At 58.1% G+C, this 26,311-nt stretch carries 21 protein-coding genes and 1 riboswitch; of the genes, 16 read left to right on the top strand and 5 right to left on the bottom strand.

Going from position 1 to position 26,311, the window contains the following annotated elements:
- From ACXAG1_RS14590 to ACXAG1_RS14665, 16 genes are all read left to right on the top strand, one after another.
- Positions 1-1,740, top strand: coding sequence for a dipeptidyl-peptidase 3 family protein (locus ACXAG1_RS14590; RefSeq protein ID WP_475093558.1), 1,740 nt, complete (start codon positions 1-3; stop codon positions 1,738-1,740).
- 149 nt (positions 1,741-1,889) lie between these two features.
- A complete protein-coding gene (locus tag ACXAG1_RS14595; RefSeq protein ID WP_475120096.1) occupies positions 1,890-3,416 on the top strand; it encodes an AlkA N-terminal domain-containing protein in 1,527 nt (508 codons plus the stop codon).
- Positions 3,413-3,895, top strand: a complete 483-nt coding sequence (locus ACXAG1_RS14600) for a methylated-DNA--[protein]-cysteine S-methyltransferase (protein WP_475093556.1) — start codon at positions 3,413-3,415, stop codon at positions 3,893-3,895. The genes ACXAG1_RS14595 and ACXAG1_RS14600 overlap by 4 nt, the downstream gene beginning before the upstream one ends.
- Positions 3,896-4,011: 116 nt before the next feature.
- Positions 4,012-4,533, top strand: a complete 522-nt coding sequence (locus ACXAG1_RS14605) for a gamma carbonic anhydrase family protein (protein ID WP_475120097.1) — start codon at positions 4,012-4,014, stop codon at positions 4,531-4,533.
- Between the two features lie 3 nt (positions 4,534-4,536).
- Positions 4,537-4,779, top strand: a complete 243-nt coding sequence (locus ACXAG1_RS14610; RefSeq protein WP_475120098.1) for a DUF1289 domain-containing protein — start codon at positions 4,537-4,539, stop codon at positions 4,777-4,779.
- 397 nt (positions 4,780-5,176) lie between these two features.
- Entirely contained in the window at positions 5,177-8,707 is a 3,531-nt protein-coding gene (dnaE, locus tag ACXAG1_RS14615) for a DNA polymerase III subunit alpha (protein ID WP_475120099.1), read from the top strand.
- Positions 8,708-9,077: 370 nt separating this feature from the next.
- A complete protein-coding gene (locus ACXAG1_RS14620) occupies positions 9,078-10,034 on the top strand; it encodes an acetyl-CoA carboxylase carboxyltransferase subunit alpha (RefSeq protein ID WP_475120100.1) in 957 nt (318 codons plus the stop codon).
- A gap of 234 nt (positions 10,035-10,268) precedes the next feature.
- A complete protein-coding gene (locus ACXAG1_RS14625; protein ID WP_475120101.1) occupies positions 10,269-11,048 on the top strand; it encodes a sulfite exporter TauE/SafE family protein in 780 nt (259 codons plus the stop codon).
- Positions 11,049-11,073: 25 nt separating this feature from the next.
- On the top strand, positions 11,074-12,441 hold the full coding sequence (gene safD / locus ACXAG1_RS14630; RefSeq protein ID WP_475120102.1) for a sulfoacetaldehyde dehydrogenase SafD: 1,368 nt from the start codon (positions 11,074-11,076) through the stop codon (positions 12,439-12,441).
- A gap of 284 nt (positions 12,442-12,725) precedes the next feature.
- Positions 12,726-12,824, top strand: a riboswitch (TPP riboswitch).
- A 114-nt stretch (positions 12,825-12,938) separates the two neighbouring features.
- Positions 12,939-14,864 carry a phosphomethylpyrimidine synthase ThiC gene (gene thiC, locus ACXAG1_RS14635; protein ID WP_475120103.1) on the top strand — a complete coding sequence of 642 codons (1,926 nt, stop codon included), beginning with the start codon at positions 12,939-12,941 and terminating at the stop codon, positions 14,862-14,864.
- 318 nt (positions 14,865-15,182) lie between these two features.
- Complete coding sequence (gene thiO / locus ACXAG1_RS14640; RefSeq protein ID WP_475093549.1) at positions 15,183-16,262, top strand: glycine oxidase ThiO; 1,080 nt, start codon at positions 15,183-15,185, stop codon at positions 16,260-16,262.
- On the top strand, positions 16,262-16,462 hold the full coding sequence (gene thiS, locus ACXAG1_RS14645; protein ID WP_475120104.1) for a sulfur carrier protein ThiS: 201 nt from the start codon (positions 16,262-16,264) through the stop codon (positions 16,460-16,462). Before thiO ends, thiS begins: the two co-directional genes overlap by 1 nt.
- Before the next feature lie 13 nt (positions 16,463-16,475).
- Positions 16,476-17,309, top strand: coding sequence for a thiazole synthase (locus ACXAG1_RS14650; protein ID WP_475093547.1), 834 nt, complete (start codon positions 16,476-16,478; stop codon positions 17,307-17,309).
- On the top strand, positions 17,306-18,856 hold the full coding sequence (gene thiE / locus ACXAG1_RS14655; RefSeq protein WP_475120105.1) for a thiamine phosphate synthase: 1,551 nt from the start codon (positions 17,306-17,308) through the stop codon (positions 18,854-18,856). The genes ACXAG1_RS14650 and thiE overlap by 4 nt, the downstream gene beginning before the upstream one ends.
- Before the next feature lie 40 nt (positions 18,857-18,896).
- A complete protein-coding gene (locus ACXAG1_RS14660; RefSeq protein WP_475120106.1) occupies positions 18,897-19,661 on the top strand; it encodes a HesA/MoeB/ThiF family protein in 765 nt (254 codons plus the stop codon).
- Positions 19,662-19,715: 54 nt separating this feature from the next.
- Positions 19,716-20,141 carry a c-type cytochrome gene (locus ACXAG1_RS14665; protein WP_475093544.1) on the top strand — a complete coding sequence of 142 codons (426 nt, stop codon included), beginning with the start codon at positions 19,716-19,718 and terminating at the stop codon, positions 20,139-20,141.
- A 153-nt stretch (positions 20,142-20,294) separates the two neighbouring features.
- Here the strand turns inward: ACXAG1_RS14665 and ACXAG1_RS14670 are convergent, their stop codons facing one another.
- The 5 genes from ACXAG1_RS14670 to ACXAG1_RS14690 all read right to left on the bottom strand — a co-directional run bounded on the left by ACXAG1_RS14670 (position 20,295) and on the right by ACXAG1_RS14690 (position 25,875).
- Entirely contained in the window at positions 20,295-21,125 is an 831-nt protein-coding gene (locus tag ACXAG1_RS14670) for a type IV pili methyl-accepting chemotaxis transducer N-terminal domain-containing protein (RefSeq protein WP_475120107.1), read from the bottom strand.
- A gap of 129 nt (positions 21,126-21,254) precedes the next feature.
- The gene (locus ACXAG1_RS14675) at positions 21,255-22,478 is read right to left on the bottom strand and encodes an alginate export family protein (protein ID WP_475120108.1); all 1,224 of its coding nucleotides are present in this window, start codon (positions 22,476-22,478) and stop codon (positions 21,255-21,257) included.
- 52 nt (positions 22,479-22,530) lie between these two features.
- Complete coding sequence (locus ACXAG1_RS14680) at positions 22,531-23,412, bottom strand: ABC transporter ATP-binding protein (RefSeq protein ID WP_475093541.1); 882 nt, start codon at positions 23,410-23,412, stop codon at positions 22,531-22,533.
- A 52-nt stretch (positions 23,413-23,464) separates the two neighbouring features.
- A complete protein-coding gene (locus ACXAG1_RS14685; RefSeq protein ID WP_475120109.1) occupies positions 23,465-24,469 on the bottom strand; it encodes an ABC transporter permease in 1,005 nt (334 codons plus the stop codon).
- Between the two features lie 29 nt (positions 24,470-24,498).
- Positions 24,499-25,875 carry a CmpA/NrtA family ABC transporter substrate-binding protein gene (locus tag ACXAG1_RS14690; RefSeq protein ID WP_475120110.1) on the bottom strand — a complete coding sequence of 459 codons (1,377 nt, stop codon included), beginning with the start codon at positions 25,873-25,875 and terminating at the stop codon, positions 24,499-24,501.
- Positions 25,876-26,311: the final 436 nt, after the last annotated feature.

Genomic DNA, 26,311 nt, shown 5'->3' on the forward strand with positions numbered 1-26,311 from the left:
ATGAAATCTGCACTCTTTGCCGTATCGGCTCTGGCACTTGCCATTGTTGCCGGCTGCTCTTCTGATGAAAAAACCACCATCAACTCAGAATCCGCGCCCGTCGAAAATACTGCGCAACCGGGCGCCGAGGCTGAGCAACAAACCGCCCAGCCGGCCACTGGCCCCCAGGCGGGTGGTATTGCAAAAGGTGTGGACCCATCCCGGTTCGATATCTATGCGCCGGTGGAGTTGAATGCAGACCTTTCCTCCCTGTCCGACAACCAGCGCCAGATGATCGGCAAGTTGATCGATGCCAGTAAAATTATGGATCAGTTGTTCTGGCTGCAATCCTACGGTCCCGCCCAGGAACTGTTGAGCGGAATCGATGACAGCGCCGCACGCAAGTTCGCCGATATCAACTACGGCCCCTGGGATCGCCTGAACGACAACAAGCCGTTTATCGAAGGGTACAGCGACAAGCCCCTGGGTGCCGAGTTCTACCCGGAAGACATGACCAAGCAGGAATTTGAAGCCTGGAAACAGCCGGGTAAAGAAGGTCTTTATTCCCTGGTGCGCCGCGACAGCGAAGGCAATCTTGAACTGGTGCCATACAGCGAGGCCTACAAAGCGCAGCTGGAAAAAGCCTCAGCACTGTTGCGCGAAGCGGCGGAGCTGGCAGAAGATCAGGATTTCGCCGGTTACCTGAAACTCCGTGCCGACGCCCTGCTTAACGATCAGTTCCGCGACAGCGATATGGCGTGGATGGATATGAAAGACAACCGCATCGACGTGGTGATCGGTCCTATCGAAAACTACGAAGACCAGCTGTTTGCCTACCGCACCGCCTACGAATCCTATGTGCTGCTGAAAGATATGGCGTGGAGCGAAAAGCTGTCCAAGTTCGCCGCCTTCCTGCCGGAACTGCAGCGCGGCCTGCCGGTGGGTGACAAGTACAAGGCGGAAACCCCGGGAACCGATTCCGATCTGAACGCTTACGATGTGCTCTACTACGCGGGCCACAGCAACGCCGGCTCCAAAACCATCGCCATCAACCTGCCGAACGACGAAGAAGTACAGCTGAAAAAGGGCACCCGTCGCCTGCAGCTGAAAAACGCCATGCGCGCGAAGTTCGACCAGATCCTGGTGCCCATCAGCGGCGTGCTGATCGCGGAAGACCAGCGCAAGCACATCACCTTCGATGCCTTCTTCGGCAACACCATGTTCCACGAAGTGGCCCACGGTCTCGGTATCAAGAAAACCGTTACCGACGGTGCCAATGTGCGTCAGGCACTGAAAGAGACTTCCTCCGCGCTGGAAGAGGGCAAGGCGGATATCCTCGGCCTGTACATGATCACCGAGCTGCACGGCAAGGGTGAGATTGAAGAGGGCGAGCTGATGGACAACTACGTCACCTTCCTCGCCGGTATTTTCCGCAGTGTCCGTTTCGGTGCCGCCAGTGCCCACGGTAAGGCGAACATGATGCGCTTCAACTTCTTCAAGCAGGAAGGCGCCTTCACCCGCGACGAAGCCACCGGCCAGTACAGTGTCGACTTCGACAAGATGCAGGCGGCGATGACCAAACTGTCGAACCTGATCCTGACCATCCAGGGCGACGGCGACTACAAAAAATCCAAAGACTTGCTCGACAATATGGGCGTGGTTGGCGCAGAGCTTCAGGCGGATCTTGATCGACTGAAAGATGCCAGTATTCCGGTGGATGTGACCTTTATCCAGGGTAAGGAAGTACTGGGTATTCAGTAATCGTACGATCCTAACTTTTCTAGAGCGGGCCCTCATGGCCCGCTTTTTCGTTCTCCGGGGGCGAATAGTCAGCCAGTTCCGAATATGACTAGTTTGGAGGATATCCGGTCCGTACACTGGAGGCAGTACAAGCCACAGATCACCTAAACGTGAAACCTGACCCCGATATCTGCCACTCCGCCCGTCTCGCCCGCGATAAGCGGTTTGATGGTCGTTTCTACACCGCGGTGAAAACCACCGGCATCTTCTGTCGACCGATTTGCCCGGCGCGTCCGCCGCTGGAGAAGAACGTCGAATACTTCGCCACCGCCGCAGAAGCCGCGGCCGCGGGTTACCGCCCGTGCCTGCGCTGCCGGCCGGACGCTGCTCCCGGAAGTCCGGCCTGGGGGCTGGTATCCACGACGGTTCAGCGCGCGGTGAACCTGATGCGCGCGGAGCGGGAAGCCCAATCCATTGAGCAGCTGGCAGACCGCCTGGGGATTACCAGCCGCTATCTGCGCAAGCTGTTTGCGGAGCATATTGGCTTGAGTCCGCTACAGGTCTGGCAGACCGAGCGGGCGCTGTTTGCGTTCAGCCTGCTGCGGGATACCAGCCTGCCGGTGGGGGAGATCGCATTCGCCGCGGGCTTTAATAGCCTGCGTCGATTCAATGGTGTTTTTAAAGAGATCTATCAGCGAACGCCTAGTGAAGTTCGCCGCGAGTCGGCGACAGCACAGCCCCATGATCGCGGTGTAAAACCCATTCAGATTTACCTGAGTTACCGGCCGCCGTTCGATTGGCCGGCGCTGCTCGCGTTTTTTGCTGTGCGCACCCTGCCGGGCGTGGAGCAGGTCATTGCCGGTGATGATCCAGAGCAGGGGGAATACCTGCGCAGTTTCGAGCTGCAGGGCCTGCGTGGCTTGTTGAGAGTTGCGCACGAGCCGGATAAGGGGCGCTTGCGTGTCAGCGTGTATGGAGACGGTTGTGGAGCGGTGCTCTACCCCCTGCGGGAGAAACTGCGCCGCCTGTTTGACCTGGATGCGGACAGTGATGAGATTCGCGGCCATTTGGAAGCCGATCCGCTGCTAAAAAAAGTATTGAAAGTAGCTCCCGGCGTGCGCCTACCCGGTGCCTGGGATCCGTTCGAGTACACGTTGCGTGCGATTCTCGGTCAGCAGATTTCGGTGGCCGCGGCCACCACCATTGCCGGGCGGGTCGCGAGCCGTTACGGCGAGACGTTTACCGGACCCGAAGGCGAGTCGCTGCTGTTGTTTCCGACCGCGGAGCAGCTGCGCGATGCGGACTTCTCCGATATCGGCGTTACCCGCACCCGCGCCAAGACGTTGCAAACGTTCGTTGCGGCCACGCTCAATGGCGATATCGACTTTGATGCAGCGGATCTCGAGAGCTTCTGTACCCAGATGACCGCTCTTCCCGGTATTGGCGATTGGACCGCTCACTACACCGCTATGCGCGGTCTTTCCATGCCGGATGCCTTCCCGGCGTCCGACCTTGGAATCCTGATCGCGCTTGGCAGGGAAGAGGGCGATGGCGAGCGCAAGGCAACCCCGAAACAGGCCCTGGCCCGCGCCGAATCCTGGCGCCCCTGGCGGGCTTACGCTGCGTTGTTGTTGTGGCAATCCCTGAAAACCAAATCTAAACCCAAGCCCAAACTCAAGAAGAGGTCGATCAAATGATCTGCTATGAAATTTACCCCAGTGCGTTTGGCGAACTCGGCATCGCTGCCAGTGAATCGGGGCTGGTGGGGATCGATCTGCAGGGGGGCAAACGGCCGCTGCCGGTGAAGGAAGATTGGGTGCGCGGCGCGACCGAACTGACGGACGCAGCGGCGGAGCAGCTCGCGGCGTACTTCGGTGGTGAGATACAGTCGTTTGATCTTTCTATGGATGCCGCCGGCACACCGTTTCAGCAATCGGTTTGGCGGGCGCTCTGCGCCATTCCGTTCGGGGAAACCCGCAGCTACCGGGAGCTGGCGGAGGCCATCGGTAATCCCAAAGCGGTGCGCGCGGTGGCCCGGGCCAACGGAGCCAATCCGCTGTCGATCGTGGTGCCCTGTCACCGGGTGATTGGCGCAGACGGTACGCTGACAGGCTATGCGGGCGGGCTGGAGATGAAGGCGCGCTTGCTGGCATTGGAGGGGGCGTTGATTGGCTGACCTGTCCGGCTGGTCAGGGTGGTTCTAGGGTGGCAATCGGGGGCCTTGGGCGGGATAATGCCGGGCTGAATTTCACCCTTTATCCGCTTTTACTCACACCATCCCTGGGAGGTCAAATGCTGTACAGGTTGGGCAATAAGCAGCCGACCCTTGAAGGCGAGGGCCATTATATTGCGCCCGGTGCCCGGGTGATCGGCGATGTGCGGATGCTGCCCCACAGCTCGGTATGGTTCAACGCGGTGATCCGCGGAGACAATGACCTCATCACCATAGGTGAGCGGGCGAATATCCAGGATGGTTCTGTGTTGCATACGGACCCGGGTGTGCCACTGACGGTGGGCACCGGGGTGACGGTGGGGCACAAGGTGACGTTGCACGGCTGCCAGATCGGTGAGTATTCGCTGGTGGGTATGAATGCGGTAGTTTTGAATGGGGCCAGGATTGGCCGCTGCTGCATTATCGGGGCGAATGCGCTGGTGACGGAGAATGCGGAGATTCCGGATTTTTCGCTGGTGCTGGGGAGTCCGGGTAAGGTGGTGAAGACGCTGGATGAGTCGACGTTTGAGTTGCTGAAGGCGAGCAGTGAGATTTATGTGGCCAACGGCAAGCGGTTTGCGGAAGAGTTGGTCGAGGTCTGATTGATGGCCGAGAGTGATTGGAGCAAGGTGAAGGACAAAGAGCCGGACGCTGCGTTTGAGTTTCCGGTGAAGTCGCCTTGTGTTTCCGTGTGTGCGCTGAATCGCGATGATATCTGTGAGGGGTGTTTTCGTTCCGGGGCTGAGATCAGTCAGTGGGGGCGGATGTCTAACGCTCAGAAAAAACAGGTGTTGAGTTTGTGCCATGAGCGAGCTGTTGCTCTGAAGAGGGTGTGGTGGACCGATTAGGTCTCGTTTTGTGGTGGTGGAGCACCGGGTGAAGGTTTTCAGGACCGCGCTAGGCGCCCCCCTGGGAACCCATCCCTGGGCGCTGCGGCGCAAACATCCTGTTTGCGACGCTCCTGAAAACCTTCACCCGGCACTCCACCTTCGCATTTGGCCGCACTACTTCGTCAGTAATAACGCGCATAAGATTTCTCGTGCTTACGAAGCAAAAAATTACCAGAATTGCACTAAGCACCGAGGGGCGGTAAGCCCTTCCGGGACCTTCACCGACAGGGATGTCGGTGCAGAGCTACATGGATGTACTTGCGGCGTGTCCCGGAAGGGCTTACCGCCCCTCGGTGCGTACCCGGAACAGAGCTCAAAGCAAAAGAGCCCCGGAATCAAATCAAATAGAAAAAATATGACCCAACCCTTCGTACATTTAAGAATCCACACCGAATATTCCCTGATCGACGGCCTGGTGCGTATCAAGCCGTTGGTGGGTCGTGTTGCCGAGCTGGAAATGCCGGCAGTGGCGATTACGGATCAGACGAATTTCTACGGCCAGGTGAAGTTTTATCGGGGCTGTATGGGCGCCGGGGTGAAGCCGATTACCGGGGCCGATTTCTGGTTGAAGGAGGGGGGGGAAGAGCAGCCTACGCTGCTGACGCTGTATGCCATGAACACCACGGGCTACCGCAATATTACCGAGCTGATTTCCCGCGCCTGGATGGAAGGGCAGTACCACGGGCACGGGTTTGTGGAGCGGGAGTGGATTGAGCAGGCTTCCGAAGGTGTGTTGATGCTTTCCGGGGCCAAGTATGGCGATGTTGGCCGTGCCCTGATTGCCGGGCGGAATTCGCAGGCGGAGTCGTTGGCGCAGGAGTGGGAGCGGATTTTTCCGGGGCGTTACTACCTTGAACTGCAGCGTACCGGTCGTCCGGGGGATGAGGAATATCTGCACGCGGCGGTTGGGCTTGCGGGGAAACTGAATCTGCCGGTGGTTGCGACCAACGATGTGCGCTTTATTGAAGATAGTGAGTTTGAAGCGCACGAGGTTCGGGTTTGTATCCGTGAAGGCCGTGCGCTGGATGATCCGCGCCGCGAGCGCCGCTATTCTTCCGAGCAGTATCTGCGTACGCCGGAAGAGATGCAGGCGCTGTTCAAGGATATTCCGGAAGCCCTGGAAAATACGGTGGAAATCGCGCGTCGTTGTTCTGCGCCGATCCAGTTGGGTAAGTACTTCCTGCCGCAGTTCCCGATTCCTGAGGGGATGACGGAGAACGAGTTCTTCGAAAAAATTTCTTTCGACGGCCTTTACGAGCGCCTCGAATTTATCCTCGACAAGAATGCGCCGGATTACGAAGCGCGTAAAAAAGTGTACGAAGACCGCCTGCGCTTCGAGCTGGATATCGTTATCCAGATGGGGTTCCCCGGTTACTTCCTGATCGTGATGGACTTTATCCAGTGGGCCAAGGATCACGATATTCCGGTGGGGCCGGGGCGGGGTTCCGGTGCGGGCTCGTTGATTGCTTATTCGCAGAAAATTACCGACCTGGATCCGCTGCAATACGATTTGCTGTTCGAGCGATTCCTGAACCCGGAACGGGTTTCCATGCCCGACTTCGACGTCGACTTCTGTATGGAGAAGCGCGATCAGGTGATCAGTTACGTGGCCGACAATTACGGCCGTAACGCGGTGAGCCAGATTATCACCTTCGGTACCATGGCCGCGAAGGCGGTGGTGAGGGATGTGGCGCGGGTGCAGGGCAAGTCTTACGGCCTTGCGGACAAGCTCTCGAAAATGATTCCGGCGGACCCGGGGATGACCCTGGCCAAGGCGTTTGAACAGGAAGAAGTGCTGCGGGAGTTCCTCGAGAACGACGAGGAAGGCCAGGAAATCTGGGAGATGGCGCTGCAGCTGGAAGGTGTAGCGCGGAACGTGGGTAAGCACGCCGGTGGTGTGGTTATCGCTCCGACAAAGCTCACCGACTTCGCCCCGCTCTATTGTGACGAAACCGGTGCGGGTCTGGTTACCCAGTTCGACAAGAACGACGTGGAAGACGCGGGCCTGGTGAAGTTCGACTTCCTGGGTCTGCGGACCCTGACCATCATCGACTGGGCCAAGGCGATGGTGGACGAGCAGCGCGCGATCGAGGGCAAAGAGCCGCTGGTGATTGAAGCGCTGCCGCTGGACGATCCCGAAACCTACAAGATGATCAAGCGCGCCGAGACCACCGCGGTATTCCAGCTGGAATCCCGCGGTATGAAGGACCTGATCAAGCGCCTGCAGCCGGATAACCTCGAGGACATGATCGCCCTGGTGGCCCTGTTCCGCCCGGGCCCGCTGCAGTCGGGCATGGTGGACGACTTTATCAACCGGAAGCACGGCCGCGCGCAGGTGGCTTACCCGGATGCCAAATACCAGCACGAAAAACTGAAACCCATCCTGGAGCCCACCTACGGGGTAATTGTTTACCAGGAACAGGTGATGCAGATTGCCCAGGAGCTCGCGGGCTATACCCTCGGCGGCGCGGATATGCTGCGCCGGGCCATGGGTAAGAAAAAGCCCGAGGAGATGGCCAAGCAGCGGGAAACCTTTGAGCAGGGCGCCAAGGAGCAGGGAGTAGACCCGGATCTGGCGATCAAGATTTTCGACCTTGTGGAAAAGTTCGCCGGTTACGGCTTCAATAAATCCCACTCCGCCGCCTACGCACTGGTGTCTTACCAGACCGCCTGGCTGAAGGCCCACTACCCGGCACAGTTTATGGCCGCCACCATGTCTTCGGACATGGACAAGACCGATAAGGTGGTGACCTTTATCGAAGAGTGCCGGGCCATGAAGCTGGACCTGGTGCCGCCGGATGTAAACCTGGGTACCTATCAATTCTCCGTGCCTGTCTCCGAGAGCGGGGATAACCGCATCATCTACGGTCTGGGTGCGATCAAGGGGCTGGGTGAAGGCCCCATCGACAACATCATTGCCGAGCGCGAACAGAATGGGCCCTTTACCGATCTGTTCGATTTCTGTTCCCGTATCGATCCGCGCAAGGTGAACAAGCGCGCGCTGGAGGCACTGGTGCGCTCCGGTGCCCTGGACAGCATTGGCCCGGATACCAACAGCGCCGACGGTCTGGATTATTCCCGCGCGGTGCTGTTTAACGCGCTGGATGAGGCGGTGAAGTCCGCCGAGCAGCAGAGCAAGAACGACAGCGCCGGTATGATGGACCTGTTTGGCGAGGTGGTGCGCTCGGCGTCCGATGGCGATGTGTACGAGGATTTTCGCAGCGCGCGCCCGTGGAGTATTCGCGAGCGTCTCGAGGGCGAGAAGAGCACCCTCGGTCTTTACCTCACCGGGCACCCCATCGATGAATACGAGGATGAACTCAAGCACCTGGTAAATGCGCGCATTGCCGATCTGAAACCGGGCCGGGAAAACCAGAAGGTGGCCGGCCTGTGTGTGGGTATGCGGGTGATGAAGACCAAGCGCGGCGATTCTATGGCGATTGTGACCCTGGATGACCGCAGTGCGCGGATCGAGGCGGCGGTGTTCAGCGAGGCATTTGGCGAGCACCGGGAAAAGCTGGTCAAGGACGCGCTGCTGGTGCTGGAGGGCTCTATCTCTCACGACGATTACAGTGGCGGTCTGAAGATGAGCGTGAACAGTGTGTCCACGCTGGATGACCTGCGCAGTGGCAGTGTGATCGGGGTGACCCTGAAGATCGACAGTGCCCAGGCGTTGCCGAAGATGGGGCAGCGTTTGAGCGCCTGCCTGCGTCCCTATGTGGGCGGCTCCTGCCCGGTGCTGGTGGAAGTGGAGCGTAGCGACGCGCGCGGCACGTTTCGCCTGGCGGATGAGTGGAAAGTGGAGCCAAATGACCAGCTGATCCAGTCCCTGCGGGAGGTGATCGGCCGGGACCGGGTGCAGCTCAACTACAATCAACGGCAGTAATTTTTCACTTGAGTCATTCGGTGGCGGTGGCGCTGCCGGGTGCGGTCTTGCGAGACACGCCGTGCACCCATCCCTGGGGGCTCTGCACCGCCATCCTTGGCGGTGAAGGTCTCGCAAGACCGCACCCGGCATCGCCACCTTCGCTCGAGGCTACGCCAAGCGATTTGTATTGCGCGACCAGCCTCCCGATTCAGGCTTTCTGTACTGTCGGAATCTAGTCAAGTGAACGCATGCACTCGACTGAGTGGTCCTATCCCGGTAAGCTAGCCGCCATTTTCAGTAGACGAGGCCTGTTTGCGACCGTTCGGGGTAGTTTGGTCGCATTTTCCAACATTTGGCAGGCCCACAGATTTATCAAGGCGCGAATTAAATGAACTTCAGTTTTCTCGAGTTTGAACAGCCGATTGCGGAACTGGAAAGCAAGATCAAGGAACTTCAGCACGTCGGGGATGACAACGACCTGAACATTGCGGAAGAGATCACCCGCCTGCGGGAAAAGAGCGAGAAGCTCACCGAGTCTCTGTATTCCGACCTCTCTCCCTGGCAGATCGTGCAGGTGGCCCGCCACCCGCAGCGTCCTTACGCCAAGGACTATATCGAGCGGATCTTCACCGACTGGGACGAGCTGCACGGCGACCGTCACTTCGGCGACGACAAGGCGATTATTGCCGGTATCGGCCGTCTGGAAGGCCGCCCGGTAGCGGTGATTGGTGAGGAGAAGGGGCGCTCCGTAAACGAAAAAGTGAAGCGCAACTTTGGTATGCCGAAGCCAGAAGGCTACCGCAAGGCCCAGCGCGTCATGGAGATGGCAGAGCGCTTCAAGATGCCGGTGCTGACCCTGATCGACACTCCCGGGGCCTACCCGGGGATCGACAGTGAGGAGCGCGGTATCTCCGAGGCGATTGCCAAGAACCTGGCGGTGATGTCCCGCCTGCGTACACCGATTATCTGTACGGTAATTGGTGAGGGTTCTTCCGGTGGTGCACTGGCGATCGGTGTGGGCGACCAGCTGAATATGTTGCAGTACTCCACCTACTTTGTGATTTCGCCGGAAGGCTGCGCGAATATCATCTGGAAAACCGTGGAAAAGGCGCCGCTGGCGGCCGAGGCCATGGGGGTGACTTCCAGTGTGTTGGAAGAACTGGGTATTGTGGATGAGACACTGCCGGAGCCCCTGGGCGGCGCGCACCGCGATCCGGATCTGATGGCGGGGCGCCTGCGCGATCGTCTGTCCGAACAGCTGGACAAACTGACCGCTGTTCCTCTGGATGAACTGCTGGAAAAACGCTACCAGCGCCTGATGAGCTACGGCAACGTGGTGAGCTGAACCCCGTCGCTGTTTGTGGATATAAAAAGACCGGCATTCACGCCGGTTTTTTTATGCTCGCATCCTTTTCCTGTCCTTAAATGACCAGCTTCGGGCCCGGGACTACTGGGTTTGAAGCTGTCCTTACGGCTAGACTGGCCATCGCTCAAAAACCGGTCGAATCACTGCTTGCATTACTCGCAGCGCTCGAGGTCGGCGCGATAATAATCACTGTTCAAAGCGTGGGGGTAGTCCTTGGCGGAGTTGGGTTCGCTGTTAAGCCTGATGCCAGACCAGAGCCCCGGCCTTGCCCTCGGGTTGCTGCTGCTAGTCTGCGTGGTCAGTGCGTTTATCTCCGCGGTGACTGGCGGCGCCGGCGGTATCCTTATGTTCGCCGCGCTCAATGTGGTGATCCCCCTGCGCGCCCTGGTGCCGATCCACGGAGCCGTACAGCTGATGAACAACCTCGCGCGCGTGGTCTATGTGCGCGAGCATATCCGCTGGGACCAGTGCATTCCGTTCTTTGTCGGTTGCACCCTGGGTTCCGCCGCCATGACCCTGGGACTGGCAAATCTCGATTGGCAACAACTGCCACTGGTGCTGCTGGCGGTTTTGATTTTTTACACCGTGTTCAAACCGAAAAAGCTCCCGGAAATCCGCCTCAATCCGCGCAATTTTTTCTGGGTAGGCCTTGCCACCGGCACCCTGGGTATTGTGGCCGGCGCCGTAGATCCGCTATTGGCCGCGTTCTTTGTGCGTAAGGATATGACGCCCAAAGAAATCGTGGCGAATAAATCCGTAATGCAGGCCTGGTGCCACGCGCTCAAGGTGCCTGCATTTATTTATCTTGGCTTCGCCTTTTCCGAACACCTGGGGCTGATTCTGCTGCTGACCGTTGCAGCGGTGATCGGCACCCGCATTGGTATCGCACTGTTGAACCGGATTAAAAGCGAAGTCTTTTTCAATCTTATGCGCGCGGCACTCTTGATCGCCGGGGCCCGCATTATCTATCAATTAATTGCCCCCACAGTTTAAGCAGAATAAAAAATAGGTACCCAACATGGCCGACTACCAGATTATCAACCCGTATAACGGCGAGCAGATCGAAGCCTACGATTTCCACAGTAAAGAACAGGTGGAGCAGGCCATCCAGACCCTCGTTGCCGGTCGTAAAATCCAGCAGGCCACGCCCGCGTTCGAGCGCTCCAATATCCTGATGAAACTTGCCCAGCTGATGCTGGAGCGCAAGGAAGACCTGGCTCGCCTGATTTGCGAAGAGACCGGCAAAACCATCAGCGACAGCCGCATCGAAATCGACCGTGCTTACAACACCGCGCTCGCCAGCGCCATGGAAGCCCGCAACATCAACGGCGAAGCCCTCGACTCCGACGCCTTCCCGCCCATGCGCGAGAAAATCGGCGTAGTCCTGTGGAAACCGCTCGGCACCGTCCTGTGTATCACCCCGTTCAATTTTCCGATCAACATCGCCGTACATAAAATTGGCCCGGCCTTCGCCGCCGGCAACACCATCCTGTTCAAGCCGGGCCCGCAAAACAAACGCTCTGCGGAACTTCTGGTAGAACTCTGCTACGCCGCCGGCATGGACAAATCCGTTTTGCAGATGCTGATCCCCGATATCGAAGCAACAAGCTACGCCGTCTCCCACCGCGAAATCCAGGCCATCAACTTCACCGGCGGCACCGCCGCCGCCAACGCCATCGCCAAGAATGCCGGCTACAAAAAAATGCTGTTCGAACTCGGCGGCAACGACCCATTGATCGTTATGCCCGACGCCGACCTCGACGCCGCCGTCAACGCCACCATCAACCAACGCTTCGCCACCGCCGGTCAGCGCTGCACCGCCGCCAAACGGTTGTTCGTGCACAGCGACGTGTTTGACTCCTTCAGCAACAAACTCATTATCGCCACCTCCAATCTCAACGTCGGCGATCCAATGCAGGACGACACATTTATTGGCCCACTGATTCACACCGCCGCTGCCGACGAAGTGGAAGCACGCATCGAATCCGCAGTGAAAGCAGGCGCACGGGTACTTTATGGCCACAAGCGCGAAGGCAATATCCTCTGGCCAACCATCCTCGACAACGTCGCCGACGACGCCGAACTGGTTGCGGAAGAAACCTTCGGCCCGGTAGTGCCGCTGCGGAAATTCGACGATGAAGCGGAGCTGATCTCGCTGATCAACAGCTCTCCATTTGGCCTGCAGGCCGGTGTGTTCACCCAAAACCTCGCCCTCGCCAAACGTCTCTACAACCAGCTGGACGTAGGCCTACTCGCCGTCAATGACGGCCCGGGTTTCCGCGCGGAGCACTTCCCCTTCGGCGGCGTAAAAGAAAGCGGTGTTGGCCGGGAAGGTGTGAGTTACGCCATCCGCGAAATGAGCTACCAGAAAACACTGGTGATCTAACCACTACGAAGCCAGATGGTGAAATCGAAGTCAGAAGTCTGAATCGAAGGTCGGGCGCTGGGTAGTAGCTTTCAGGAGCGTCGGCGACATGGACGTCGCCGACGCAGCGTACAGGGACGTATTTACACTGGTCCTGAAAGCTACTACCCAGTGGCCGGGCGCCACTAGAAGTGCTACGAAGTACAACGGACCTCCCTGCCGCGACAAACCTAATTCAGGGCGCAGAACCACACCTCAAATTCTCTAAGACTTGTTCTTCCGGTCAAATTACCACTATACTCGGCCCCAACTTGTCGGAGTGCCTTTGGGCTGAGATCGCTGTTGCGAGATCCGTTGAACCTGATCGGGGTAACCCCCGCGTAGGGAACAAGATCTGAATTCGCTACTTTTTCGCGCGCTTGTTAAATGTCTTTGCGCCCGAACGCCTCTCTCCTCACTGGTACCCCCGGCAATCCACTCATGGATTAGATCGTCAAGCAATGACGCAAGGGGTTAGCATGTCTCAAGTCGCCGAACCGCAAAATAAAAACAGCAAAGTCGATAAAAAAAGCCGCGCCGCCAGCCGCGACAGTGCAAAACAGTTTCTCGACAACCTCACTGCCCAACAATTTCCCAACTCCCGTAAGGTGTATCTGGAAGGCGAGCATGCAGGTGTAAAAGTCGGCGTACGCGAAATCTGCCTCGGCCAGAGCCTCGTCGGGGGCGACGAAGAAAACCCCGTGTTCGAGCCCAACGAACCCCTGCAAGTGTACGATACCGCCGGCCCATACTCCGACCCCGACTACACACCCAACGTCCGCGACGGCCTGCCCAAACTGCGCCAGCAATGGATCGAAGCCCGCGGCGACACCGAAATTCTCGACACCCGTCAGGCCGCCTACAGCCAGAAACGCATGGCCGACCAGGGACTCGACCATATCCGCTTCGACAACCTGCCCGCCCCGCGCAAAGCCAAGCCCGGTAAAAACGTCTCCCAGATGCACTACGCCCGCCAGGGCATCATCACCCCCGAGATGGAATTTATCGCCATTCGCGAGAATATGGGCCGCGCACAGCTGGTCGAACAGCTAACGGACAAGGACTACCAAAAAGCCCGCGAAGGTATCTACATCCCGCCGCAAATCACCCCGGAATTCGTCCGCCGCGAAGTCGCCGAAGGCCGCGCGATTATTCCCGCGAACATCAACCACACAGAACTGGAACCGATGATTATCGGTCGCAACTTCCTGTGTAAGGTGAACTCCAATATCGGCAACTCCGCGATCACTTCGTCTATCGAAGAAGAAGTGGAAAAACTCGTCTGGTCGATCAAATGGGGCGGCGACACTGTCATGGACCTGTCCACTGGCCAGAATATCCACGAAACCCGCGAATGGATCCTGCGCAACAGCCCGGTCCCCATCGGCACCGTACCGATCTACCAGGCCCTGGAAAAAGTCGACGGCATCGCCGAAGACCTCAACTGGGACGTATTCCGCGATACGTTGATCGAACAGGCCGAGCAGGGCGTTGACTACTTCACCATTCATGCAGGTGTACTGCTGCGCTACGTACCGCTGACCGCCAAACGCGTCACCGGCATCGTCTCCCGCGGCGGCTCCATCATGGCCAAATGGTGCCTCGCGCACCACAAAGAAAACTTCCTCTACACCCACTTCGAGGATATCTGTGAAATTCTAAAAGCCTACGATGTCAGCTTCTCACTGGGCGACGGCCTGCGCCCCGGCTGTATCGCCGACGCCAACGACGAAGCCCAGTTCGGCGAACTGCGCACCCTCGGCGAACTCACCGAAATCGCCTGGAAACACGACGTCCAGACCATGATCGAAGGCCCCGGCCACGTGCCCATGCACAAAATCAAGGAAAACATGGACGAGCAGCTCGAACACTGTCACGGCGCCCCCTTCTATACATTGGGCCCCTTGACCACCGACATCGCCCCCGGCTACGACCACATCACCTCCGGCATCGGCGCCGCCATGATCGGCAGCATGGGCTGCGCCATGCTCTGCTACGTAACCCCCAAAGAGCACCTCGGCCTGCCCAACAAAGAAGACGTAAAAGAAGGCCTCATGGCCTACAAAATCGCCGCCCACGCCGCCGACCTCGCCAAGGGCCACCCGCGCGCCTACAAACGCGACGACGCCCTCTCCAAGGCCCGCTTTGAATTCCGCTGGGAAGACCAGTTCAACCTCGGCCTAGACCCCGAACGCGCGCGCATGTACCACGACGAAACCTTGCCCAAAGAATCCGGCAAAGTCGCCCACTTCTGCTCCATGTGCGGCCCGAAATTCTGCTCAATGAAAATCACCCAAGACGTTCGCGACTACGCGGCAAAACAGGAAGCAGAAGCCAACAAAGGAATGGAAGAAATGTCGATCAAGTTCAAAGAGCTAGGCGCAGAGATTTACCACAAGGGATAAGGAATCACTGAAAAGCTACTGCGCGTGCGCCTGGCGGCGTCCGGCGGTGCTCGTAATCCTCACGTACTGCAAGTACGCTCCGGTTACTGCGCTCCGGCGGCCACCACCAGCCACCCGCTCGCTACGCTTTTCAGCGATTCCTTCCGAAATAGCAGAACTTGATGCGAAGGCAGTGATGCGGGTAAGCCTTTGCCAGACCTTCTGCGAGAGGGACCTCGCAGTAGAGCCCCCATGGATGGGTTCACGGCGTGTCTGGCAAAGGCTTACCCGTAGCGCTGCCGCCCCGAGTTGCCCGAGCACGAACCCCGGAATTAAAACGTGGCACAAGCCAAATTAAAGATTGGAATTGCAGGAGCCGGCCTGATGGGCCGCCTTCTAGCCTGGCGTTTGTCTGAAAAAAGCCACCAAGTAACCCTGTTCGAATCCGGTAGCCTGGAAAAACCTGCGGGCGCCTGCCACACCGCCGCCGGCATGATCTCGCCACTTTCCGAACTGTTCCACTGCCCACTCCCAATCTACCAATTGGGCATGCAAAGCCTGCAGCACTGGCCAAGCTGGGTAACGCAACTGGAACAAACCACCGGCACCAATGTCGATTACCGCGAGAAGGGCAGTATCCTCATTGCCCACCCACAAGACCGCAACGAACTCCTGCAATTCCAGCAGGAACTCAACGCAAAACTGGGCCCAGAAAACCGCGACCAACTGCAATGGCTAGACAATAACGCCCTGCGAAATCTCGAACCCGAACTAGACCGCTTCGACCAAGGCCTCTACCTTTCTTCTGAGGCCGACATCGACAACCGCAAACTACTGCCAGCGCTGCACAAAGCACTCCAGCAAAACAACATAGAAATCCGCGAAAACACCCCGGTAGACTGCACCCCCGAAACTATCCAAACCGAAACCGGCAGCGAACACTTCGACCTGGTCATCGATACCCGCGGCCTCGGTGCCAAAAAACAGATCAGCGACTTACGTGGCGTCCGCGGCGAAGTCATGGTTGTAGAAACCCCGGAAGTGCAACTAAACCGCCCCGTGCGCCTGCTGCACCCCAGATACCAACTCTACGCAGTACCCAGAGCCAACAACCAGACCGTCATCGGCGCCACCGAAATCGAAAGCGAAGATATGAGCCCCATATCCCTGCGCTCCACCATGGAACTCTCCAGCGCCCTCTACTCGATTCATCCCGCCTTCGCCGAAGCCCGCGTGATCGAAACCCGCGTCAACTGTCGTCCGGCAACCATGGACAATCTGCCGGTAGTCGAAAGCGAGCCGGGCCTGATTCGAATCAACGGACTCTTCCGCCACGGCTACCTGCTAGCTCCCGCACTGGTAACCCAGGCCGAAAACGAAATTTCCAAATTAACCCAAGCGACAGAACAGGTGATCTGATGCAATTACTGGTCAACGGCGAACCCATCACTTTTGAAAGTGATCAATCATTGTCAGATTTACTGCAACAACTGGGCTATAGCGGTGAGACCTTCGCCGTTGCTTTAAACGGCGACTTCGTCCCCCGCGCCACTTACGAGCAGACAGCGCTGAACGCCGGCGACAGCCTGGATATCGTTGCCCCGGTAGTCGGAGGCTGAAAGGAGAGAGCACATGGCCGATAAACTGAAACTCTACGGCAAAGAATTCCATAGCCGCTTGCTGGTAGGCACCGCACTCTATCCGTCTCCCGCGATCATGCGCGAATCCGTCGCCGCCTCCGGCTCGGAAATCATCACCCTGTCCCTGCGCCGCCAGAATCCGGCACAGCAGCAGGGCAAAATGATCTGGGATTATATCCAGGAGTCCGGCTGCCAGTTGCTGCCCAACACCGCCGGCTGTAAAACCCCGAAAGAAGTCATCGCACTGGCGGAAATGAGCCGGGAAATTTTCGGCACCGACTGGCTCAAGCTGGAAGTCATCGGCGACGACTACAACCTGCAACCGGATCCCTTCGGCCTGATCGAAGCCGCGCGGGAACTGGTCAAGCGGGGCTTCAAGGTTCTGCCTTACTGCACCGATGACCTGGTGGTGTGCCGCAAATTACTGGACGTGGGCTGCGAAGTACTGATGCCCTGGGGTTCACCCATCGGCACCGGTCGGGGACTGATGAACAAATACAATCTGCAGACCCTGCGCGAGCGCCTGCCGGATACCCCGCTGATTATCGACGCTGGTATCGGCGCACCGTCCCAGGCCTGCGAAGCCATGGAAATGGGATTCGATGCGGTACTGCTCAACACCGCCATCGCCAAGGCCCAGAACCCGGTACTGATGGCGCAGTCCTTCAAGCTCGCCGTAGAGTCCGGCCGCGCCGCCCGCAACGCGGGTCTGATGCTCCAGCGCCAGACCGCCAGCCCCAGCACACCGACGCTGGATATGCCGTTCTGGCAACAGACTGTCAGTGCCCAAAATGGTGAGAAAAAAGGCGAAGGGGAAAAGGCATGAGCGGTACGGAACAAAGTCGTCCGATTGTATGGACCATTGCCGGCAGTGATTCCGGCGGCGGCGCGGGCATTCAGGCCGACCTGCTCACCATGCACGACCTCGGTGTGCACGGTTGCAGCGCCATCACCGCCAATACCGCCCAGAACACCCTTGGGGTACCGGCGATCAATGCGGTACCCGACGAGGTGCTGCAATCGCAACTGGATGCGTTACTCGCCGATCTCAAACCCGCCGCCATCAAGGTTGGCCTGCTCGCAAACGCCGGGCAGGTTCGCCTGCTGGCGAAATTCCTGAGCTCGCTGAAATCCGCAGGCGAGAGCATCCCGGTGATCTACGACCCGGTGGCCGTTGCCACCAGCGGCGCGCAATTGACCGAAGACAGCACCGGCGCGGCCGTGCTGACGGATCTGCTGCCCCTGTGCGACCTGATCACACCCAACAGCATCGAGCTGGAATGGCTCGCGGGAACTGACATTGACAGCGCCGAGGCAGTTCTCGAGGCTGCGTATAAAGTGCGAGGCAATCACAGCGCTGCACTGCTGGTGACCGGTGGCCACTTTGAAATAGAACCCGGCACCACCGCAGACCTGCTGTGCTCAGGAGCCGGTGAGAGCGCTAGCAATGACTGGCTGATCGGCAAAAAAATCGATACGCCCAATGCCCACGGTACCGGTTGCACCCTGTCTTCCGCCATCGCGGCGTTACTGGCGTTGGGTTATCCACTGAAAGACGCCTGTGTGGTGGCCAACGCCTATGTGCGCCGCGGGTTGCGCCTGGGCGACTGCGATCATATCGGTGCGGGCCCCGGCCCGGTGGGGCACTGCGGCTGGCCCGCAGAGCTGCAGGACTTTCCCCAAGTGCTGGTTGCCGGCAGCGAGCGCGCAAAATCATTCGGAGTCTTCGATGAGAAAGCGGCGGCGACTTATGCCGCCGAGTTCGCGCAACCGGATTCTCATCAGCTCGGACTGTACCCGGTTGTGGAAACCGTGGAGTGGATCGAGAAACTGGCGGAACAGGGCGTGCGCACCCTGCAATTGCGTATCAAGCACCCGGGCAGCGATCTGAAAGCACAGATTGAGCGCGCCGTCGCCATCGGCCGCCGCTACGACCTGCGGCTGTTTATCAACGACTACTGGCAGCTTGCGATTGAGTGCGGTGCCTACGGGGTGCACCTGGGGCAGGAAGATCTGCAAACTGCAGACCTCAAGGCGGTCCAGCATGCGGGGCTCAAACTCGGCATCAGCACCCACGGCTTTTTCGAGCTGCTGTACGCTTACCAGTACCGGCCGAGCTACCTGGCCATCGGCGCCATCTATGCCACCAATACCAAGGATATGAGCGGCCAACTTCAGGGGCCCCAAAAGCTGGCGCGTATGGCGGCACTATTACCGGATTATCCGTTGGTGGCCATCGGTGGAATCAATCTTGAGCGGGCACCGGCAGTGGCCGCAAGCGGTGTGGGTAGTATTGCGGTGGTGACGGCGATTACCCAGGCCCCCGACTACCGCGCCGCTGTGGCACAATTGCGTGCAGTGATCGATCAATAGTCATTGATTAGCCAGAATACCGACCGAGAGAAGCCGAGCCGTGTTGAGTCGTAAACAGCTACAGCGTTACAGCCGCCAGATCATGTTGCCGCAGATCGGGGAAGCGGGGCAGGAGAAGCTGGGTGCTGCGCGGGTACTGATCGTTGGCCTCGGTGGCTTGGGTAGCCCGGCGGGGCTGTATCTGGCCGCGGCGGGCATCGGTGAGCTGCATCTGGTGGACGGCGACAAGGTGGAAATCTCCAATCTGCAGCGCCAGGTACTCTACAAAACCAATCACCGGGACAAGGACAAAGCCCAGGTGGCGGCGCAGCAGCTGACCGCTGCCAATCCGGAAATCCGCATTCAGGCCCACTGCCGCATGGCCGACGAAGGTTGGCTCACGGACTTGCTGTCCAAACAGCCATTCGACCTGGTACTGGATTGCACCGATAACCTCAATATCCGTCACACTATCAATCGCGCCTGTCGTACGCAAAAAGTACCTGTGGTAATGGCTTCGGTGCGAGGGTTCTCCGGGCAGCTGGTGAGCTTTGATTTTCGAGCGGAAGGTAGTCCCTGTTACGCCTGTCTGTTCCCGCCGGCAGCAGGGCAGAGCGATTTACCGGAAGCCGAGAACTGCTCCACCGTGGGTGTGATCGGACCGGCACTGGGCATGATGGGCAGCGCCCAGGCGCTGGAAGCGATCAAGCTGATTGTGGGTTTGCCGGTAAGCAGCCTGAATAAATTACAGCTATTCGAGGCGGCAAGCCTCGAGTGGCGTGCCCTGACCCTGCCAAAAAACAGCACTTGCCCTGCTTGTGGATAATCAGTACAACTGGCCCCCAGAAATAAACAATCGAACAAGAATGAGGGGCATATTTTGTCTGCACACACTTTTTCCCGCGCGTTTGCCGCGATCGTATTTAGCGCACTGGTTTTCGGTTGCACTGAAAAGTCTTCAGAAGTCGCGACGCCTGAACAACCGGCCCAGGAAGTCGCAGTTCAGGAAATGACGGATCAGGAAGTGGAGACGCAACCGGTCACAGAAGTGGACACCGTACATATTTCGCCGGAACTGCTGGAGACCTACCAGCAAACCTGTGGCGGTTGCCATGAGAAAGGTCTTGTGGGAGCACCCATCACCGGTGATGCGGAAGCCTGGAAGCCGCGTATGGCCAAGGGAATGGATATCATGGTCAAGCACGCCCGGGATGGCTTCAATGCAATGCCACCCGCCGGGCTTTGCTTCCACTGCTCCGATGAGGACTACGCCGCGCTGATCACCTACATGTCCACCGCAAAATAGTCCTGTAGGGCGTGGTCTGAAGCGCACATCTGCTGCGCCTTGCCTCTAGGAAAGGGGGCCACCCTGTCCGTCGAGGCAAGACACAACAGCTGCACGCTTCAGACCACGCCAAGAGTACTGTGGTTTGTTCGGCACCTGCTTGCGAACTCGCGATCAGCGGGCTGCAATTTCTACCGCGTTCAGTAACTGCGCATACTGACCGGTAATCACATTCATATTGCGCAGCATGATGTCGGTAGTGCCGGTGATCACATGGATCTGCCGGGCCTCCGACATCTGCATCTCTCCATCGAAGCCCCGACTGGCGTAACTCAGGTGTCCCTGGGTTTTCTGCAGATTGCGGGTGATATCCGGCGTGTTTAGCGGGCTTTCCAGCAGGAAGGTCAGCATCTGCTCGAATTCCGCCAGGTCCTCATACAGCAAGCGCGTGCCGTCGCTTCCCGCCACACCCCAATACTGGGCCACATAGTTTTTTGCAATGCGCTGGGACAGCATACGCTGGCGCCCGGATACATTTACCAGCTCGGCACTGCTGTGATTGGCCAGTGCCTGCAGGCGCATAACATACGTGTGAGCTGCCGGTAGCAGCGTGTTACTGCGTTGAAACAATTCGGCCGCGGTAAATTTTGTCACTGGCTGCCGGGCAATTTCTGCAAAGGCTTTCCATTCTTCCTGGACCAGTCGCAATGTACTGGTGACCGGCGCCGCGAGCGCAAAATCGGCGAGCTGGCCCAGGTTGCGCTCGAACTCCACCATGGAGCGCTCGAAAACCTGACGGTGCTTCTCCACCGATGGTTGCACCCCCTGCAGGATATAGGATTGGGTGATCCGCTGGGACAGCATGCGCTGACGTCCGGCGATATTGATGGCGTCACCCATACTGAAGCCGACGCTACGAATATCATTTGCTGTTTCCGGCTTGGCGGCGAAGACCTGTGAAGTGCCGAGTAGGAGCAACAGGAACAGGGGTAAGGTGTATTTCATACTCACTCTCCAGGCTGAGAAATGAATGAGAAAATAAAGTGATAGGAAAGAGGAAAAAGCCCCGGCCTTGCGGCCGGGTAAATACTCAACGAGTGATACAGGTTAAACCCTGTGAGTGGTTTCTTTCCGTTAGAATGTTGCTACGGCGGTGAGCCAGAGTTTGTCGGTGTCCACGCTGAAGTCGTCGGCACTGTATGCGCTGTATTTCATACTTAAGTTGACACCTGCCAGAGCTCCCGCAACCAGAAAGCCCGCTTCGCTGCCCAGTTTATCCATACCGGATACCCCGCTGTCGTCGGAGCTCAGCTGATGGTAATTAAACGCAAACTTCACGCCGCCGAGGCTGGTGCCTACAGACAGGTAAACATCTTCAATACCGCCGGCAATGTTGCCGGTACCGCCGCCGAGGAACTTGTCGGTCCAGCCCTGGAATTTGTGCAAGGTGGCCAGCGGGGTAATGAACTGTCCGTCTGCGCCGTCGGCACCCAGCAATTCATAGCCACCGGAGATAGTGACGGTGCCCAGCTTGTAGCTACCTTCGGCCAGCAGGTAATCCGCATCGTAGTCTGCAGGGTTATTTGCCGCTGAGGACTGTGTGGCATATTCCAGCGCGTAGGAGAGACCACCCTGGCCACCGGCAAAGCGCACGCCGTAGGTGTCGGTTGAGAAAGCCGCGGCGTCTTCGTTGTCGATCAGGTAGGCGTAACTGCTCAGGGTACCGGCGGAAAGACCGGCGTATTTCCCGTTCAGCAGGTAGGTATCGTTGGTGTGATCACCCACCGGGCTGTCTTCACCAAAAATGCGGTTTACGTTGCTGACACGGGCCAGGAACAGGGTGGTATCGGCGAGGCTGGTATTGGTCACGCTGAAAGCATCGTAAGTCTGCTCGTTCTGGCGGAAGCCGACACCACCGACGAAGCGTTGATTGTCCAGCAGAATGCGCTGGCGCCCGTATTTGAAGGTGGTGGCACCGGTGGCGTAGGCGAGGTAGGCCTGGTTCACTTCGGTGCCTTCCGGGTCGCCGACACCACCTTCAAACTCAGTGATGTGGGTAACGTCGTCCATTTCGATCAGGGTGCTGAAACCCTCGTAGGCGGCGGAGGTGAAGGTCAGGCGGGTTTGCAGGCTGGTGAGGTCTACATCGCTACCGTTTACATCCACAAATTCCGAGCGGGCGCGGAAGCCCAGGGTTACATCGCCCTGAGACAGTGCGTCGGCGATACTGGTGACTTCGGGTGCCTGCTGCCCGGACATTTCCTGGGCAAAGGCGGGCGCTGTGGCAATGGCGCCAACGGTGAGTGCCAGCAGGTTTTTGCGCAGGGAAGCATGGGAAAATTGCTTTAGGTTTTTCATGTCGTTTTCCTGTTGCGGAGATTAAAAGTTGAGTCAGCAAGGCGCTGTAACATCAGGCGGCGTCTTCTAGCGCTTCTTTCTGCGTGTGGCCTGCTGTGGTGTTTTCTGTCGTCTGCACGGTTTTGGCAGCGGTTTTTTTGACGGGGACGTCGGGCTTACTGTGTCGTTCGTGCAGAAACTTCAGTACCTTGGAGCGATACTGGTTGTAGAGCGGGTCGTCTGCCAGTTCCAGGCGGTGGCGCGGGCGCTCCAGATCAACGTCGAGAATCTCGCCGATGGTGGCGGCGGGGCCGTTGGTCATCATCACAATGCGGTCCGATAACAATACGGCCTCATCCACATCGTGGGTGATCATGATGACGGTGTTGTTCAGCTCTGCCTGGATCTCCATCAGGGAGTCCTGCATATGCGCACGGGTCAGTGCGTCCAGAGCGCCAAACGGCTCGTCCATCAGCAGCACCTTGGGTTGCATGGCCAGGGCCCGGGCGATACCCACGCGCTGTTTCATGCCGCCCGAAATTTCACCCGGGCGCTTGTGCATGGCGTGGCTCATATGCACCAGATCCAGGTTGTGCTCGATCCACTCGCGCATTTCCGATTTGGATTGCGTTTTACCAAACACCTGCCTGACCGCCAGCTCCACATTCTCATAGGCGGTGAGCCAGGGCAGCAGGGAATGGTTCTGGAAGACCACCGCGCGCTCTGGTCCCGGTTCGATTACCTCTTTTCCATTCAGGATGACCCCACCGCGGGTGGCCTGGTAGAGGCCGGCAACCACATTCAGCACGGTGGATTTGCCGCAGCCGGAGTGGCCGATCAGGGAGACAAATTCCCCCTGGGCGATTTTCAGGTCTACATCCCGCAGGGCGGTAAACGGGCCCTTGGGGGTTGGGAATTCCATATCGATGTGGCTGATGTCGAGAAGTACGCTCATGGGTTCTTTCTCCGTAATTTAAATTCGTTCCGTTTTACGCTCGCGGACTGTCTTACTGATTGGCCGATTTGTCCCAGGAGACCACTTTCTGCAGGGCGAGCATGCCGCGGTCCAGCAGGAAGCCGATAAAGCCGATTACCAGTACCGCGGCCATAATGCGGGCGAGGGAATTGGAACTGCCGTTCTGGAATTCGTCCCACACAAACTTTCCGAGGCCGGGGTTTTGCGCCAGCATTTCTGCAGCGATCAGTACCATCCAGGCCACGCCCAGGGACAGGCGCATACCGGTAAAAATCATCGGTACGGAAGCGGGCAACACAATTTTCTGCACATGGCGCAGGGCCGGCAGACGCAGTACCTTGCTCACATTCACCAGGTCTTTGTCGATACCGGCTACACCCACCGCGGTGTTGATCACCATGGGCCACAGGCAGCACAGGGTGACGGTGATCAGAGACACCAGGAAGGATTTGGCCACCACTGGATCAGGTGTCGCGTATAAAGCGGAAACCACCATGGTGACCAGCGGCAGCCAGGCCAGAGGTGAAACCGGCTTGAACACCTGAATAATCGGATTGATGGCACTGCTCAGGGTTTTGCTGAGACCGATGGCGATACCCAGTGGGATGGCGATGGCGACGGCCAGCAGAAAGCCACTCATCACGGTTACCAGGCTGGTAAAAATCTGGTCGAGGAAGGTTTCCTTGCCGGTGTAAGCGCGGATCTTCGGCTTGTAGCTCGGGTCTTTCGCCACACGCTCTGCGTTGCGTTTTTCCTGACGCTCGTAAAACGCCTGCTCCTTTTCCCGCGAACGTTGATGTTCGTCGTGCAGGGAGTTGAACTGCTCCATTACGGCGGCGGGGCCCGGGAATTTACCCAGGGAGGTATCGATATTCTGTGCGGTAATGGACCACAGCAGCAGGAAAGCGAGGATGCCGGCCAGCGGTAGCGCGACCAGCCGAATGGCGCCGCTGACCAGGGTTCCGTTAAAGACTTCGCTCGGCGGCGGCAGTTTGAAGCCCGGTAATTTTTCGGCATTCACAGTGGTGGTATTCATTCCTGTTCCCTCTGCACACAGGTTGAGTTTTACAGCTTCTGTCCGGACTTCAGGCCAATGGGGAACTTCTCGATATATTCATTGGGCTTCTGGCCGTTGTAGACGATGCCGTCGATAAAGTGGGTCTGCGGGTTGCGGAAGCCGTCTTCGGTATTGAAGTCCGGGAACTGCTCCGCAGAGGCTAGCTTTTCTTCGATCAGGGAATTGGCGGCGGCGGCATAAATGTCCGGGCGGTACACTTTCGCTGCCAGTTCCTTGTACCACTCGTCCGGCTTGTCTTCAGAAATCTGGCCCCAGCGACGCATCTGAGTGAGGTACCAGATGGCATCGGAGTAGTAGGGATAGGTGGCGTTGTAGCGGAAGAAGACGTTGAAGTCGGGCACTTCGCGCTTGTCACCTTTCTCGTATTCGAAGGTGCCGGTCATACTGTTGGCGATCACGTCGTAGTCCGCACCCACATAGTTGGACTGGGACAGGATCTTCACGGCTTCCGGACGGTTTGCGTTGTTGTTCTCATCCAGCCACATGGCGGCGCGGATCAGGGCGCGGGTGACACGTACGGTGGTGTTGGGGTATTTCTCGGCGAACTCTTTGGTGATGCCGAAGACTTTTTCCGGATTGTCTTTCCAGATCTCGTAGTCGGTCACCACCGGAACGCCGATGTCCTTGAATACCGCCTGCTGGTTCCAGGGTTCGCCCACGCAGTAGCCGTAGATGGTGCCGGCTTCCAGGGTGGCCGGCATTTGCGGTGGCGGGGTTACCGAGAGCAGGGCGTCGGCATCAATCTGTCCTGAGGTGTCGCCCTTGTGCGGTGCGTAGAAGCCGGGGTGGATACCGCCCGCGGCCAGCCAGTAGCGCAGCTCATAGTTGTGGGTGGATACCGGGAATACCATGCCCATTTTGAAGGGCTTGCCATCGGCTTTGTATTTTTCCACGACGGGCTTCAGTGCATCGGCCTTGATCGGGTGCACCGGGCGGCCGTCTTCCATCTTGGGAATATTCGGCTTCATCTCTTCCCAGATGGCATTGGATACGGTGATGCCATTGCCGTTCAGATCCATGGAGAAGGGGGTGATGATGTCGGCTTTGGTGCCGAAGCCCATGGTGGCGGCAATGGGCTGGCCCGCGAGCATGTGTGCGCCGTCAAGTCGGCCGTCGATCACGCCGTCCAGTAGCACTTTCCAGTTGGCCTGGGCCTCGATGGTGACGTACAGGCCTTCATCTTCAAAAAAGCCTTTTTCGTAGGCGATGGCGATGGGGGCCATGTCCGTGAGCTTGATAAAACCGAAGGTGAGTTCTTCTTTTTCCGGATAGCCCAGTTCTTCCGCTGTAGCGGGTGCAATGCTGAAGCCCACGGCCAGTACCAGCGAGGCGGCAAGTGTTTTAAACGGCTTGTTCCAGTTCATGATTATTTGCTCCAAGTTTTAACGAGATATTTGGTCTTTTTTCTTCCGTTTGGAGCAGTGGATGCGGCGAGTGAAAAATTGCACCGCAAAAAAAAGCGCTCACCAACATCCTGTCGCTAATGACGGGGTTGGTGAGCGCCTCTGCTCAAGGGCACACGCTTACGCGTTGCCAGACTGTTTTCTGTAAGGCCGTTGCCGGCTTAATCAATCAACGGAAATTATTCTATTTTGGCGATCTTTCCTGGTGCGGCGTCGTGCTGACGGAATTGATCGCTGTTGAATGTCGTATTGCAGGGTCCGTGCCAACTTTTCTGACGTGGCTGTGGGATGCGGTGTAGATCTCGCGTCCGGGATGTAAGGTGTTGGCAGGGGGAAAGAGCACATGAGGGTAATGTAAGTTGTTGTATTTCAATGTGCTTTTGTCTCTGTGCGAAGT

Source organism: Microbulbifer sp. ABE4_465, from assembly GCF_056160765.1.